Here is a 15232-nt window from a genome sequence, read left to right as displayed (position 1 = left end):
ACCAAGGGGACTGTTCACTGACCACACTGCTGTGCTTACTGCATAGGGTCTTGCAACGAATTATTGCAATCGCATCGAGCGCACTGGACGTTCGAGAATCTGTTCAGCCCATGCTTCTACATGAGTTGTTGTGCTCACGAGTAACTGGTTGCGATCAAGCGCATTCCAGTCTCCTGCAAGCAGGGCAATGAGTTGTAGTCTCTCCCCTTCTTGCAAGCGACGAGCATCTGGCGTTCGATCAGCGGCACACATAACACCGCCAGCTCGTACGGAGAAATATTTCAAATCAGTCGTTCTGCCGCACACAACGCACGAGTCAAGTCGTGGCGTCCAACCTGCTAGTGCAATGGCACGTAACACATACGAATTAGCGATCAGTTCTGGCGCATGCTTGGCGGTAGCTAACGCATTTAACGCACCAGCTAACAGCATGTATTGAGCACCTACTGGTTCATGTTCTGTGGAGGCAAGATCAGAAATAATCTCAACAATGACAGAAGCTGCAGTAAAGCGATCGTAATCAGCGGTAATTGGGGCGGCATATGAAGAAATCGACTCGGCCTGACGAATCGAGTCGAATGTGCGACCCTCGTTGAGCAGTAAATCGGCACGCATGAACGGCTCGAGACGCGCGCCAAAGCGAGACTTCGTACGACGAACGCCTTTGGCGACGGCTCGAACTTTGCCGTGATTGCGAGTCAACAGCGTAATAATACGATCAGCTTCGCCGAGCTTCGTCGTGCGCAGCACAATGCCTTCGTCTCTGTATAACGCCATAGTGATCCGATTCTACTTAGAACAGGAACAGGCCCCAGAAGGCGAAGAACTGCATAATCGAGAGCATGGCAATAACGGTGATCCAGAACAGGACCTTACCAAACTTACGGCTCGCAATAACGTGGTTGGACTGTGCCTGAGCCACGAGGTTCTGGTCCGGCACAATCTTGCTCTGCTTGCCGCAACGAATACTACGCACGCGCAGATAACCGCGCGTATCGGCTGCTTCGATCATGCGCATAAAGACGCGCGACCAAATCCAAACGGCAATAACGCACACCACCTGAATAAACGGCCAGCTCCAGAACATCATGCCTGGATCCTCTTGCGGTGCGTCACCCCAAGCGAGTTTGACGACGCCCCAGACGACTTCGCCGAATCCAGCGAAGAACAGAATAAGCGTGGCCATAGTGCCGACGGTGACCCAGAGAAGCGTGCGCCCGAAGCCGTTGCACAGGCCCAGCACTGGGCGGCGCTTATCCTTTGGCTTCGTTAGCTTGATAATCCACTTGACAAGAGCCATAATCCAGCAGACGATTGCGGCGAGCAACATAATGAACATCAGGCCGAATACGAACGTGGCGTAAATTGTCATACCGCGACGGGCATGCAAATCAAGCGGCACGGCAATCGACTGATACAGTGGCGAGCCAGCAATTGGTTCACTTGTTTGCTTCAGCCCGCGCGACGTACCAACAGCCCAGTCGATAACGTCGTTGACGTAGTCGTCAGCGAACGGTGTATTTGGCATGGATTCGTCGCCCAAACGCAGCACGTGGTTAGCAACTGGATAGCTGCGAACCGTAACGTTCCAATTGTGTGCGCGGTGAGCGTTGGCCCAGATTTCCTTAACTCCCTGGACCTGTGCGGTCATCACATCTTTAGAACCATAGGCCACCAGCGTTGGAATCGAATAGGCTTGTGGATCCATTGGGTTGATGTCCATGTTGTGCACGCCATACATACCCAAATCGAACGAGAAGACTCGGCGCACAATTGACTGGTAGCCATCGTTAGCACCAACAATCGCGAAGTCCTGTGCTGCAAGGAAGGCAATAGCTTGACGCGGTGCGAACACCATTGGGCTGAGCAGCACTTGGAATGCAATGTTGTGATCCTGCTGCAGTAAGTAGCTTGAAATCCACGTACTTTCTGAGGACGCGTAAATACCAACATTATGTTCGTTGACATCGGGGCGATTACGCAGCAAATTAATCGTCTGATCATAAGCTGCTGCGGAGCCCGGATAATCACGCGTAATGTCGTTCGTTGACCACACTGGCTTATCAATCACTGCAGTGACGAAGCCTGCTGATGAGAGCGCTGTGGCAATGTCGCCGTAGGAGTTATCACAGGTGCCATAGCCAGCACCATGCATAAATACAACGCCAGGCAGATTCTTGCCGGCATCTTTTGGTGCGCGAATTAAGACTTTAATCATCTGGACTTCGCCAGTGGATGGTTGCTTCGCCTCTATGGTTTCGTAGTGCGACGCAACCTTGTATGTATTGCGCTGTGGCAGAGTCTTACCCGTGGTGTTGTCAAACGTCACAGCCGTATTCGGTGTTAACGTATCCAAGGTTTGGCCTGCTGGCTCATAGTTCCATGGGATGCGCGTTTGAATCGAAACGAGAATGAGCATGGCCATAAGCATGATGAAAATTGCACCATTGACCATGAGACGGCGTATTGGTGTCCAAGCTGGGCGTGTAGCAGATTGTGCTGATGGCTCCACAGGGGCTTGGGCGCTCATATCTTCTCACTCTCTTATCTGGTTCGTGTGCATGGCCTTGGCTCGTTGAACTGAGCAATGAGCCAGAAGCATGCGTTATTGAAACAGCAATAGTCAAATTGTAAGACGCACTATTACCGTACCAATAAGTGAGCCGCCACGAAGGCGGCTCACAAAGTTCAACAGGTTACTGTATCTGTTGCTGGTTGGCTGATCAGATCTGCGTTACTGGCAGCACCACTGGCGTGCCCTCTTGATCCATCGAAGCAGCCATCTCGTTGGCGTACTTGAGCAGCGTCTCAACGATCTGATCTTCTGGCACAGTTTCCACAACCTTGCCCTTAATGAAGATCTGGCCCTTGCCGTTACCCGAAGCAACACCCAGATCAGCTTCACGAGCCTCACCAGGACCATTCACGATGCAGCCCATAACAGCCACGCGAATAGGTGCCGTAACATCCTTCAAGCCGTCGGTCACAGCATTTGCAAGTTCAATAACATCAACCTGTGCACGGCCGCAGCTTGGGCAAGAAATAATATCGAAGTGACGCTCACGAAGACCCAAGTATTCGAGGATCTTGCAGCCGACCTTCACCTCTTCGACTGGAGGAGCAGAGAGCGAAACGCGAATCGTATCGCCAATACCTTCAGCGAGCAGAGCGCCGAATGCGAGGCACGACTTAATAGTGCCCTGCCATGCAGGACCAGCTTCGGTCACGCCCAAGTGCAGTGGCCAATCGCCCTTCGAAGCGAGCAGACGGTAGGTTTCCACCATCGTGACTGGATCGTGGTGCTTCACCGAAATCTTGAAGTCATGGAAGCCGACGTCCTCGAACATGCGAGCTTCCTTCAAAGCGGACTCCACCAGTGCTTCTGGCGTTGGACCGCCGTACTTTGCGTAGAGTTCCTTATCAAGCGAGCCAGCGTTCACACCAATACGCAGCGAAATACCTGCATCGGTTGCAGCCTTGCAGATCTCAGGGCCAACTTCGTCGAACTTACGAATGTTGCCTGGGTTGACGCGCACAGCAGCGCAGCCTGCGTCAATAGCCTGGAACACATACTTGCTCGAGAAATGAATATCGGCAATCACTGGAATTGGCGACTGACGCACAATAGCCGACAGTGCATCAGCATCTTCCTGCTTTGGCACAGCCACGCGCACAATATCGCAGCCAGCAGCAGTCAACTCAGCGATCTGCTGCAGCGTTGCACCAATATCAGCAGTACGAGTGTTCGTCATCGACTGCACAGAAATTGGAGCACCGCCACCGACTGGCACATTGCCAACCATAATGCGACGCGAAACGCGGCGCTTATGCAGAGGGCTTTCGCTGATATTTGGTTCACCAGTTTTTCGGAATCCGTTGTTTAGAGCTGTATTCACAACGCCTTCTTCGTATTGCAATGGCGCACAAAAGCGTGCGCCATCAGTGTTCTCGTACAAATTCTCTTGGGGGAATTACGCATGGTGATGCTGCCCAGCATCGCATAACGTGCGAATTCGTATCGGTTTAAATAGTCTTCATGCTTGCTTGGCAATGAGCTCGTTAGCACGCTCTCTTGCTTCGTGCTCGAGTGCCACCATTTGTTCAACAGACTCGAACAAAGGAGCGCTACGCAACTCACTATCCATGTCATCAAGCACAGCACGAACTGTGTCCACAATGCCAAGATACGGCAGGCGGCGGTCTAAGAACGCATGCACTGCCTGCTCATTAGCAGCATTGAGCACAGCCGTATGCTTTTCAGAAGCTTCAAGGCAATGACGGGCAAGGTTTACTGCAGGGAACGCTTCGTTATCCAGAGGTTCAAACGTCCACGTTGCAGCCTTTGTCCAATCACAAGCCGCTGCTACATTACCTAAACGGTCTGGAGCAGACAAGCCCAGAGCGATAGGCAGGCGCATATCCGGCGGCGAAGCCTGCGAAATTGTTGCGCCATCAACAAACTCAACCATCGAGTGCACAATCGACTGCGGATGTACCGTCACATCAATGCGCGATGGTGGCACATTGAACAAACGACTTGCTTCAATCACTTCAAGTCCCTTGTTCATCAGCGTTGACGAATTAATCGTCACCACAGGACCCATGTTCCACGTTGGGTGGTTCAGGGCCTGCTCAGGAGTGATATCAGTCATCTGATCACGCGTCATACCGCGGAATGGACCGCCCGAAGCAGTCACAATCAGCTTGGCCACTTCAGCATGAGTGCCAGCGCGCAGGCTCTGCCAAATAGCCGAGTGCTCAGAATCCACAGGGTTAATCTGTGCTTTGCGAATCTGCGCATCAAACAGCAGATGACCACCAGCCACAACCGACTCCTTGTTAGCCAAAGCTAACTGAGCGCCCGACTGCAAAGCAGCAATCGAAGGTTCCAAGCCGATTGAGCCCGTAATACCATTCAGCACAACGTCTGCGTCAGAACCAGCCATGTCCACAACGGCCTGCTGGCCTGCTGCGACCTTCGTAGCCGTTGCACCAGCTGCGGCCAGAGCTTCACGAAGTGCTGGCAAAGCCTTTTCGTTTGCTACAACCACATATGGCACATGGAATTGTGCAGCCTGCTGGGCCAACAGTTCCACATGAGAGCCACCTGCGGCAAGACCTGCCACCGTGAACTCTTCGCCATGACGGCTAATAACATCCAGTCCTTGCGTACCAATCGAGCCCGTTGAACCGAGCACGATGACACTGCGCTGCTGCATTACTTACCCCTACTTCTCTTGTTCGTCGTCATCGCCAAACGATGGGAATGACAGATCTGGAATATCCATATCAAGATTTGGCACATGGAAATCAGACATCGTAGGGAACATATCAATATGATGAGGCTCTGCAATGTCGGACTGCTGCTTCACGTCGCTAGTCGAGGAATTCACATTCTGATCTGCAGCGACTGGAGCGGCGGCAGAAGCGGAAGCTGGAGCGGAAGTCTGCACTGGCGCTGGCGTCTGCACAGCAGAAGCCTGAGCAGCCTTGGCAGCAGCCGCAGCCTTAGCCGCGCGCTCAGCTGGCGTTTCCGTACGTGGAGCTGGCGTAATTGGCTGAATCTGAGCCATCTTGATCGACTCGCTAACGTGAGTGAGCTTTGGAGCTGGCGTCGAATCATAATCACGCTGCGTCTGGCCGAACGAAGGAGCCGTAGTTGGCTTCGACGAAGCGGCGTGAGCTGGCGTGTGCTCAGGAACGTGCTCTGGAGCAAACGATGGTGGCACTACGTGGCCAATAACCTGCGTTGCCTCGCCATCCGACGGTGCGGCAGCAGAAGCCGAACCAACTGCGGACGTAGCAGCATCACCAGCAGCACCAGCACCAGCAGCTGCAGCGGCAGCCATCGACTGGGACGTAGCGAAAATAGCCTGCTCAGCCTTCTGCAGAGCGTCAAAAGGCGTCTGCTCCTGATCAACTGCATCCAGAGGCGATGCATGATGCGATGCCATAGGAGCCGAAGCAGCAGCGTTCTGATGTGCCATCGATGTCAGATCGATTGGCTCAGTCTTTGCTGAAGCAACCTGTGCAGCATCATCTGCATCAGGAACGTTTGCAAACAGCGAATTTGGCTCGTTCAGCGATGGCTTACGCGTCACGCGTTCGGCCGTTTCTGGAGCCTGCATACCCGTGTTCTTGCCGTACAGGCGTGCAAACGATTCCAGACGGCTCAGCAGCTCAACGCACGAGTTCAGGAAGAAGTCCACCTGACGCTCGTCGTAACCCTTCTTACCGCGGCGCTGCGTAAACACCGTGTTTGCCACGCTCGTAGCCGTAACGCTTGGCTTCACAGCCTCAAACGATGCTGGATCATCTGAGGTGTTGTCGTTACTCACTTCTTCCTGCAGTTCAATTTCTGCAGAATCAAGAATCGAATCGACGAGTGCGTCAACCTGCTTGCGATCGTACGAAGGCATACGAGGTGCACCTGGAGCGAAACGCTCGCCCTCTTCACGCTGTGCGTGCGAATCGAGCGTACGGAACAGGCGCTCAGTCTGTGCCTTCCAGGTCACGCGACCGTTCGTCGTAATTTCAATATCGGTGATCTTGTCGGCAACGGCTTTGGCCAGACGGTTCAGCGTCTGATCGACCTTATCAATACGGTAGCCGCCCTTGACTAGATCAAAAGAAGCATTCTGAATATCACCGAGCATCAGGCTCATACCTGGCTGCTCGTAACGCATGTGTGCCTGCTCAAGGAATTCGTCAACCTGCGCTGGGTCATAACCCCACTGACGCTTCTTGACGCGAGGCAATGATGGCATAGCCTCGACTGAATCTCGTTCATCAAGCTGAGACGTCTGCTGGTCTTGAGACATCATGGCCATACGCGATCCGTCCTCCCCTTGCCGTGTAGGCAACGTTCATTTTTGCAATACACTATCCACCACCCTACGTCGTTGTTACGACGCCGTGGCTTATATACAGCCCTTGAAGAATAACAGTTGCCAGTTTCTTGCGAATCGATTAACAACCGTTTTCGCTGTCCAATAGTTTTGGACTGTATTCTCCATTTCTACCTTATTTTGAGCTGTTTTATTTCTGTTTTCACCACACTTGCACTATGTTTCACGAAGCGTTTCACGCACATATTTAAAAAAATTCTCAAAAAACGCGTGCGAAATGGTCGAAGTGTGGTAAGGTACTTACCGCAGCACATTGCAGAACATGTGTTCGGGCGATTAGCTCAGTTGGTTAGAGCGCCACCTTTACACGGTGGATGTCAGGAGTTCGAGTCTCTTATCGCCCACCTTTTAAAATCGTTGAAATTCCAACGTTTTAGGCAGTCTTCGGACTGCCTTTTCTCGTTTCTGGACGGTTTTTGGCAAGTTTTGGCAAGTTTTGGACAGATTCTAGACAGATTTTGGACAGAAAAAATTTGCGGATAAACGAAACCCCTCATGTATCAACGTCATGACACATGAGGGGTAAAAAGACTAAATTACTTATGCTTCCCACACTACGTAAGTTAGAAGTGGGCTATATGTTCGCTCAGCGACCCTTGCCGAATGGGCGCAGATGCACACCATTCCAATCGGCGCTTACGGTCAGTGGCGAAGAAGCATTCATACCAGCAGTCTGGGCTGCTGCCTGCACCACACCGGAGCTAGCTGCACCTGGGCGACCTGGCTTTGGCGTCAGAACCCAGAATGGGCCATCTTCACCGAGCACAGCGTTGGCGTCCACAATCGTGTTGGAGAGTTCATCTTCATCGTCGCCATCACGCCACCAGAGGATTACGCCGTCAATCGCGGCATCGTAATCTTCGTCGACTAGTTCCTCACCCGTCAGCTTTTCAATATTCTGACGGACAGACTCATCCACATCATCGTCCCATAACCATTCTTGGATGAGGTCTCCTTGCTGGAATCCGAATTCTAGAGCGTTGTCAGATGCTGTTTGGTTCACGTGGCTTAATATAGCAAACTAGTGGAACAGCTCATTTTATAAGCTCAAAATATCTGCATTTACTGCACACAACGTACATATCTCTTGGGTGCACTGAACTCACGTATTGCAAGGGATTCGCGTTTATGTGCGATCACTGCACCGTGCACTGCGGCAAAGAATCGCCCTGACCCTTACCAATAGCAACAACAGCCTTATAGGCTTCATCGAGCGTGCTCACGCGTACGTCGCGCAAGCCTTCTGGCACATGGCCCACAACTTGGCTGCAATTATCAGCAGGAGCTAAGAACCACTTGGCACCCGATTCCTGGGCACCTACCATCTTGAGATCAATACCGCCAATTGGGCCCACTTTGCCCTCAGCATCAATAGTGCCCGTTCCAGCAATAATCTGGCCGTTCGCTTCGTTTTGTGGCGTCAGCTTATCAACAATGCCGAGCGCATACATCATGCCAGCCGAAGGACCGCCAATATCTTCAATATGTAGCTTGACCGAAACACCACTCGTATTCACACCCAAATGCTTAGCAAGTGCGAGACCAGCCGCTACTGCAGCCTGCTGCGACTCGTTCATCTGAGAGTCAGATTCCTTCTTGTATTCGTCCGCCGTCTGCCCCACTGGCACCACGACTTCTTGCGGAATCACTTCCATACGCTTAACGAACCACGCCAGAATAACTTCTGCTGAATTCGTTGGGTATCCTGGCACACCAGTTGCATTCACTGTGGTCAGCAACAGCTCACCACTCGTTGGATACGTTTTGGCGCCATCAATAGAAATCACTGCATGATCGCCCTGCTTGCCGAGCACATTTTGCGTTGGCCCCGGCATTTGGATTGCGTATGGACTTGGCAGGAACAACATCACAATCGCAAGAATTACAGCGAACAGTCCCGTGAAATATTTGAGTGGTTTGCCCTGAACATAATGGCGCAAACGGTTCATCAGACCCTTGTGGTCGTTCGTCTGCTGCTCACTGTGCTCAGACGTCTGTTCCTGCGTTTGCACTCGTTCCTCGATCCTGCAATGTTCTGTTACGTCGTTTATTCTACGTATTTATTTCTGTTCATGCGAGACTGTGGGAATCAATGACCCTATTGCACTGTTGTATCTATCAGAGTGATTGGGACTTGAGTCTCTACAGAAGTAAAGCATCTGTCCCAATATTATGATGTGAACAGAATAAGCTGCGTATGCAAATGCAGAGGAAGGTGGCATGTGCATGGACGAGAATGCATTGCGACAGTGGCTCATTGAATGCTTTGGCCCTATTCAGGGAGAGATGGCTTGGAATCAGGTAGCAAACTTACCGGAAGATATTAAGCAGCAGCTGCTGCAGCAGGATCCTTCGCAACTGCCTGACCCATCTCAGGTTCAGGCCATGATGCAGGCATTCGGCGCGAGCGGTTTGGGCTCATTCTCCGGTATGCAGCAAGTGGTTGAAGATGGCCCTATTAACGTGAAGCTTGCTAAGTCGTTGGCTTTACAGCAGGTTGCTTCTGCTGGTAGTGATTCCTCGGTCAGCATGGTTGAAGGCCAAGCACTGCGTTCAGCTATGAGTGAGGTGAACCTGTGGCTGGATTCGGCAACGAATATGAATCCTGTTGAAGGTGCTGCTCAGGCTTTGACGCGAGCTGACTGGGTTGAAGGCACGATTGATGCCTGGGCCAAGTTCGCTGGTCCTGTTGCCGAATCGATGAATGACGCTTTGACGTCTGTTATTGGTGAGCGTCTTGGTGACTTTAATGGCGAGATTACGGGCATGTTTGCTGGTCCTGTGCCTATTCCGATTCCAGAAGGCATGAATGATCCAAAGCAACTGCTCAAGATGTTCGCTAATACGTCGTATGCCATGCAGCTGGGTCAAGCAGCAGGCTCGATGGCACTCGAGGTGCACGGTAGCTACGATCAAGGCATTGCTCTGCTCAAGAATGCTGCTGGTGGCTTGGTCATGCAGAACGTATATGACTACGCCAAGGATCTGGAACTCGATTCCCGCGAAGTCACGGCTTTCTTGGCACTGCGTGAGGCTGCTTATGCCCGCCTATTTGCTAATGTGCCTTGGCTTATGTCTCGTTTCGAAGCCCTGATCGGCAAGTATTCGCGCGGTGTGACGATTGATCTTGATGCTATGGAAGAGCAGCTGCGCGATGTTGCTGCTATGGATCCTGAGTCGCTGAGCGGCGCTGTGAACCTGACGAATGTTGGTTTGACCGACTCCCCTGAGCAGCGTGAGGCTATGGCTTCGATTGAGTCGCTGCTAGCTCTTGTTGAAGGCTGGGTTGACACAGTTGTATGGCGTGCTGGTATGGCACATCTGCCACACATCGAGCAGCTGCGTGAGATGACGCGTCGTGAACGTGCTGTTGGCGGTCCTGCTGAGCGCACGTTTGAGTCGCTGATCGGCTTGGAGCTGCGTCCGAAGCGCGTGCGTGAAGCTGCACAGCTGTGGGAGTCGCTGACGTTGCAAGAAGGCGTTGAGTCGCGAGACGAGAAATGGTCTCACCCTGATCTGCTGCCTCAGCTGCCTGCCGAACAGAAGGATTCGAACGAAACTGAATCCAAGAACAACGAAGAGCAGGCAATCGACTGGGATTCCGAACTCTCTAAGTTGCTCGAAGAAGATGCAGAAAGCCAGCAGAACTTGGAGAACTCAGCAGATGCTGATGTTCAAGAGAATGCTGATGCTCAAGATAATTCTGCAGCTCCAGAACAGTCTCAGCCATCAGAAGATGCTGAAGATCCTGAAGCTCCAGAAAACCCTGAAACTCCAGAAGATCCTGAAACTCCTGAAGATCAGGCTCCTTCACAGGAAGCGTGACGGCGTGCGATATTGCGTTGAAGACTCGTCTTTGCGCTTCGCATAGCTGAAGTGCAACGAGTCTTCGGCTCGCGTCACACCAACGTACAGTAAGCGACGTTCCTCTTCGAGGGCGTCGCTTTCTAGATTCTGACCGAATGGAATCAAACCTTCCGAACATCCAATGATGAATGCATGCTTGTATTCCAAACCCTTCGACGCATGAATCGTGGAAACTGTTACAGCACCAGTTGTAGCCTGCAGAATTTTGGCCTGCTGCTGCTCTTCGAGATCTTCGCGTTCTACATCGCTGAGTGCCGTATATTGCCAGCCCGCGTCGCTACGCACCATCGTGCCTAGGCCTTCTTGGTGCAACGCATTGACCACAATATGCTGCTGCGCATTAATGCGCGTCAGCACAACAAAGTCGTTTGGCGAAGCACCGCGGTTCACAAGTCGGCGAATCTGTGCCGCAATTTCGCGCGCTTCTTGCTCATCAGTTTCGAAAGTACTGTGGGTCACACGACCGGAACCTTTACGCACTGCTTCCAAGCGCAAATACATACTTGGGTCTTCTGCCCTACGCAGCACAGCATTAGCACACCGTACAATACGATCAATTGATCGATAATCCGTGGCCAACTTAATATCAGCCTGCAGTGGGTTGAATTCTTCACTGAACTGCTGCAAATACCAGCTGGTTGCTCCAGCAAACGAGTAAATCGTCTGGGCAGGATCACCCACCACGCAGACGTCCGTATTGGTATCACCAAGCCAAAGCTTCATTAAACGGTGCTGCAGTGGCGAAACATCCTGATACTCATCGACCGTAAGCCATCCAATATCTTGACGAATGATTTTGGCTGCTTCCTCGTAGTCTTCTATAACATGGCAGGCCAGCAACAAAATATCGTTGAAATCAATCTGGTTGCGGTTTGTTTTCTCTCTTTCATACAGCTCATACAGCGTAGCGAATCGTTGCGCATCGAACTGCTCTGGCAAATGGCGATGCATGACTGAAGCGACGCGCTCATAGTCGTCTGGAGCAATAAGGCCAACCTTGCACCAGTTAATTTCTGCAGCTAAATCGCGTACAAGCATTCGATCGGGATGCGATTCATTCGTTAAACGCTGCACTGCTGAAGCCACAATGTCATTGAGATCATCACTGACCCATGGCATCGGTGCATCGGAAATAATTGGCCAGACCTCACGTAATTGATGTAATGCTGCCGAGTGGAATGTTGCCGCTTGCACACTACCTGGCACATTAAGCTGCGTGAGTCGATTACGCATTTCTTGTGCAGCTTTTACCGAAAACGTCACAGCGAGTACGCGATTTGGTTCCCACGCATGGGTTGCACACGCATAGGCAATACGGCGTGTAATCGTACGAGTCTTACCAGCACCTGCAACTGCAGAAATACGCACTGCTCCATTAACACTCTGCGCGGCAGTGCGTTGTTGCACATCAAGGCCTTCGAGCAGCTCAGATGGTTCATAGTGTTTTGGTGCTGTTTCCATGTTCGTCATTGTGCCACGTCTCGGCTTGTGACTCGAATGATCACGCGTGGCGCTGAGCTGAAACTCCACCATGTCTCCATATTTTCTTGGGATACTGTATTACATTGGTACTGTGAGCAAAATGAATGACTACAAACTTGCGGCAATGGCTTCGTACGCCATGCCGAACCTCAGTGTTACTGGCGTAGGTAAAACAGGCCAAGAGAACGACACTGATGAAGAGGCCGGTATTAAGCAGGCGCTGATTCAAGATGCAGCCGGTCGTATGTACAACGTGTATGTGTCGCAAACACGCGCAGGTAAGAAGCGTCTTCGTGGCCGCGCTCAGGCCGCCATTATGATTGAGCGTTCGCGTGAAATGTACGGTTTAGGATTCGATATTGACCATGCCGTAGCATTCCGCGCATCTAAAGACGATGACGATATTTCTAGGCCAAGTGTGCTGTTAACTGCACACCCTGATGGCATGTCACGTCCACTTTCTTTGCTGACTATTGATGATTGTGCCAGCATTGGTACCGCAATTGGTGCTATTCATAAGCTGCGCCCACGGTTTGTGGTCGAAGCGAAGTACCCTGCATTTGCAACAAAGCGTATCCAAGGCCAGCTCACATCTTGGATCCGCAATTTGAAGGCACAGGGCCATGTTCCAGCAGAAATCACTGATAGCTGGGCTCGCATTATGAATACCGAAGGCATGTGGAACTTTGAAACGGTTCCTGTGCACGGCGGCTTCTCTGATGGTGACATTCTGTTCGACGGCTCGATGATTACCACGATCACGAACTGGCAGGAACTGCAGATTAATGATCCTGCACGTGATTTGGCTTGGATTTTCTCGAAGCTTGATGAAACGCATCGTAATGCTGTGTTGACGGCTTATGGCCGCATTCTTGGCAACCGTCTTGATGATCTAATTATGCTGCGTGCCAACCTCTGGGTGCAGATGGGTCAGGTCGGCGAGTTCATTGGCGCTTTGAAGACTGGCGATAACACGCGCATTATGCAGTTCAAATCGCAGGTCGATCGCTTGGCACATCAGATTGCTGTGTCGAGGCACCACGTGCAGGCTCGTACGGGTCAGCTTGCTGATGATGATACGAATACGTTGACTGTGAATACGCTGCTTGAAGCTCGTGCTAATCAGCAGCACAAGGCACAGGCAATGGCTGCTGGCATGCGTCCTCATACGAATTCAGCAGTTATGGATGCCACGGTCAGCCGCGAAATTACACCATCGAATACGCAGGATCATTTCGACGATACCTATTCGTCGGATGCTACAAACAATCCTGATGCAACGGGTGGCATGCATGTGGTGCTTGATGAGACTGGCGAAGCTAGTGTGACGGGTGCAACCGAAGTGCTGTCTGCTCCTGTTATGCCAGGCTCCCCTGTTGCTTCGGTCTCACCTGCTGCTTCTGACGACACGGCAAGTGCATCGTTCCGTTTCAGCACTGGAGACGGCGAATACGTTCAGGTGTCTGATATTACGGGCGAAGTTGTGGCTGTGCACCCATCATCTGATACTCAGGCCAAGGTCAACAAGGTTTCTACGAATACGTCGCAGCACAGGGTTTCCGTGAACTCTGCAGAAACAATTGCTGCTGCAGCTTCGATGGCTCAGGATGCTGATAAGGCCAAGAGCAAGAAGTCCGATGCTGAGACGCTGTTGATTCCGCTGCTTGAGCGTGAGGAGCGCGCACTGCGCGACGCACAATCTGGTCTGAAGCGATAAATACGCGACTACCACTACCGATAACTACGGTTTTATTACTACTGGTAAGGAGTAACGCATGGAAATTGAAATTGGCATTCAGAATGTTTCACGCGCCGTTACGTTCACGACTGATGCAACTGAGCAAGAGGTCAGCAACACGATTAACGATGCTCTGAGCAAGCACGAGCAGATTGTGCTTAAGACCAATGATGGCCGCACGATTATTGTGCCAGCCGATTCGCTCGGCTACGTCGTCATCGGCGCTCAGGCCAAGCACGTTGTCGGCTTCGGCAACCTCTGAGTTGTAGCTCACTCAGCTCACTTCTGGAACGCGGTTAGATCACAGCGATCGAGCCGCGTTCTGCTATTTGTGCGACCGTTTCGTCATCGGTGACGTACTCGCCTAGTTCATTCGGCTTACCTGCGCCATGCCAGTCCGAACCGCCCGTTACGAGCAAATGGAACTGACGAGCCAGACCCAGCAAACGCTGACGTGCTGCTTCAGGATTACCGCGATGCCACACTTCCAAACCATCAAGGCCTTGATCAGCGAGCGCCTTAATTGCCTCATCACTTAACACATGCGTATTGCGTCCAGGATCAGCAGCATGAGCAATTACAGTAACGCCGCCTGCTGCCTTAATCGCTTCAACAACTTGCGAAGCCGTTGGCGACGGTGTTGGCAAATAGTACGGGCTCGACGATGACACTGCCCCAGCAAATGCTTCACTACGATTCTGGTAGACACCAGCTGCCACAAGAGCATCGGCAATATGTGGACGACCAATTGTCGTGCGCTTACCTTGGCGCACCTGAGCCATAACGTCATCCCACGAAATTGGCAGATCCTTGCTCATGAGCGCGACCATACGCTTCGTACGCTCGAGCCTGCCCTGCCTCGTCGCTTCAAACAGTTCACGAATATGTTGCGCATGCGGATCGTATAAATAGGCCAGCATGTGCACAGAGACACCATGGTCATGTGCTGTAATTTCCGTGCCGCGAATCAGCGGCTGGCCAATCGTTCGCGCAGCCTGTTCCGCTTCCTGCCATCCCGCAGTCGTGTCGTGATCGCAAATTGCCACGCCGTGCAGGCCTTTTTCTCTCGACAGCCTCACGAGTTCCGTTGGTGTCTCGGTACCGTCCGAGAACACAGTATGGCAGTGCATATCCCAGCCAGTTTTCGGTGCTTCAGTCGGTATTGTGTACTCGCTCATACTTGCTATGGTACGCATGAAACTTGTGAAATGCTGCACTTTATGCTGCAGCTCACAAC

12 protein-coding genes and 1 tRNA gene are annotated in these 15232 nt (G+C 52.0%); 4 read left to right on the top strand and 9 right to left on the bottom strand.

Annotated features, from left to right (window positions below; all coding sequences use genetic code 11):
- Positions 1–60: 60 nt before the first annotated feature.
- From recO to D2E26_RS01065, 5 genes are all read right to left on the bottom strand, one after another.
- A complete protein-coding gene (gene recO, locus D2E26_RS01085; RefSeq protein ID WP_125962864.1) occupies positions 61–777 on the bottom strand; it encodes a DNA repair protein RecO in 717 nt (238 codons plus the stop codon).
- 16 nt (positions 778–793) lie between these two features.
- Entirely contained in the window at positions 794–2530 is a 1737-nt protein-coding gene (locus D2E26_RS01080; protein WP_125962863.1) for an alpha/beta hydrolase family protein, read from the bottom strand.
- A gap of 193 nt (positions 2531–2723) precedes the next feature.
- Positions 2724–3896 carry a flavodoxin-dependent (E)-4-hydroxy-3-methylbut-2-enyl-diphosphate synthase gene (gene ispG, locus D2E26_RS01075; RefSeq protein ID WP_125962862.1) on the bottom strand — a complete coding sequence of 391 codons (1173 nt, stop codon included), beginning with the start codon at positions 3894–3896 and terminating at the stop codon, positions 2724–2726.
- Between the two features lie 138 nt (positions 3897–4034).
- The gene (dxr, locus tag D2E26_RS01070; RefSeq protein ID WP_125962861.1) at positions 4035–5219 is read right to left on the bottom strand and encodes a 1-deoxy-D-xylulose-5-phosphate reductoisomerase; all 1185 of its coding nucleotides are present in this window, start codon (positions 5217–5219) and stop codon (positions 4035–4037) included.
- A 9-nt stretch (positions 5220–5228) separates the two neighbouring features.
- On the bottom strand, positions 5229–6767 hold the full coding sequence (locus D2E26_RS01065; RefSeq protein ID WP_478213037.1) for a DivIVA domain-containing protein: 1539 nt from the start codon (positions 6765–6767) through the stop codon (positions 5229–5231).
- A gap of 411 nt (positions 6768–7178) precedes the next feature.
- On the opposite strand from D2E26_RS01065, the gene D2E26_RS01060 reads away from it, so the two are divergent.
- Positions 7179–7252: transfer RNA gene (locus tag D2E26_RS01060), tRNA-Val, on the top strand.
- A gap of 242 nt (positions 7253–7494) precedes the next feature.
- On the opposite strand, the gene D2E26_RS01055 is transcribed toward D2E26_RS01060, so the two are convergent.
- Both D2E26_RS01055 and D2E26_RS01050 read right to left on the bottom strand, forming a co-directional pair.
- Positions 7495–7911, bottom strand: coding sequence for a DUF3052 domain-containing protein (locus D2E26_RS01055; RefSeq protein ID WP_125962859.1), 417 nt, complete (start codon positions 7909–7911; stop codon positions 7495–7497).
- Between the two features lie 133 nt (positions 7912–8044).
- Complete coding sequence (locus D2E26_RS01050; RefSeq protein ID WP_125963353.1) at positions 8045–8857, bottom strand: YlbL family protein; 813 nt, start codon at positions 8855–8857, stop codon at positions 8045–8047.
- 277 nt (positions 8858–9134) lie between these two features.
- Here D2E26_RS01050 and D2E26_RS01045 point away from each other — a divergent pair, with 277 nt between their 5' ends.
- Positions 9135–10733: a zinc-dependent metalloprotease gene (locus tag D2E26_RS01045; protein ID WP_125962858.1), complete on the top strand. Its 1599-nt coding sequence runs from the start codon at positions 9135–9137 to the stop codon at positions 10731–10733.
- Here the strand turns inward: D2E26_RS01045 and D2E26_RS01040 are convergent.
- Complete coding sequence (locus D2E26_RS01040; RefSeq protein ID WP_125963352.1) at positions 10719–12236, bottom strand: ATP-dependent helicase; 1518 nt, start codon at positions 12234–12236, stop codon at positions 10719–10721. The two genes, D2E26_RS01045 and D2E26_RS01040, sit on opposite strands and share 15 nt — an antisense overlap.
- Before the next feature lie 121 nt (positions 12237–12357).
- Here D2E26_RS01040 and D2E26_RS01035 point away from each other — a divergent pair, with 121 nt between their 5' ends.
- Both D2E26_RS01035 and D2E26_RS01030 read left to right on the top strand, forming a co-directional pair.
- Positions 12358–13974: a phosphotransferase gene (locus D2E26_RS01035; protein WP_241218853.1), complete on the top strand. Its 1617-nt coding sequence runs from the start codon at positions 12358–12360 to the stop codon at positions 13972–13974.
- Positions 13975–14032: 58 nt separating this feature from the next.
- Entirely contained in the window at positions 14033–14257 is a 225-nt protein-coding gene (locus D2E26_RS01030; protein ID WP_125962857.1) for a DUF3107 domain-containing protein, read from the top strand.
- A gap of 34 nt (positions 14258–14291) precedes the next feature.
- Here the strand turns inward: D2E26_RS01030 and D2E26_RS01025 are convergent, their stop codons facing one another.
- Positions 14292–15173, bottom strand: a complete 882-nt coding sequence (locus tag D2E26_RS01025) for a PHP domain-containing protein (protein WP_125962856.1) — start codon at positions 15171–15173, stop codon at positions 14292–14294.
- Positions 15174–15232: the final 59 nt, after the last annotated feature.

It is taken from the genome of Bifidobacterium dolichotidis (assembly GCF_003951975.1).
In the GTDB taxonomy this organism is placed as follows: Bacteria; Actinomycetota; Actinomycetes; order Actinomycetales; family Bifidobacteriaceae; genus Bifidobacterium; species Bifidobacterium dolichotidis.
This window is presented reverse-complemented; position numbering and strand designations above follow the sequence as displayed.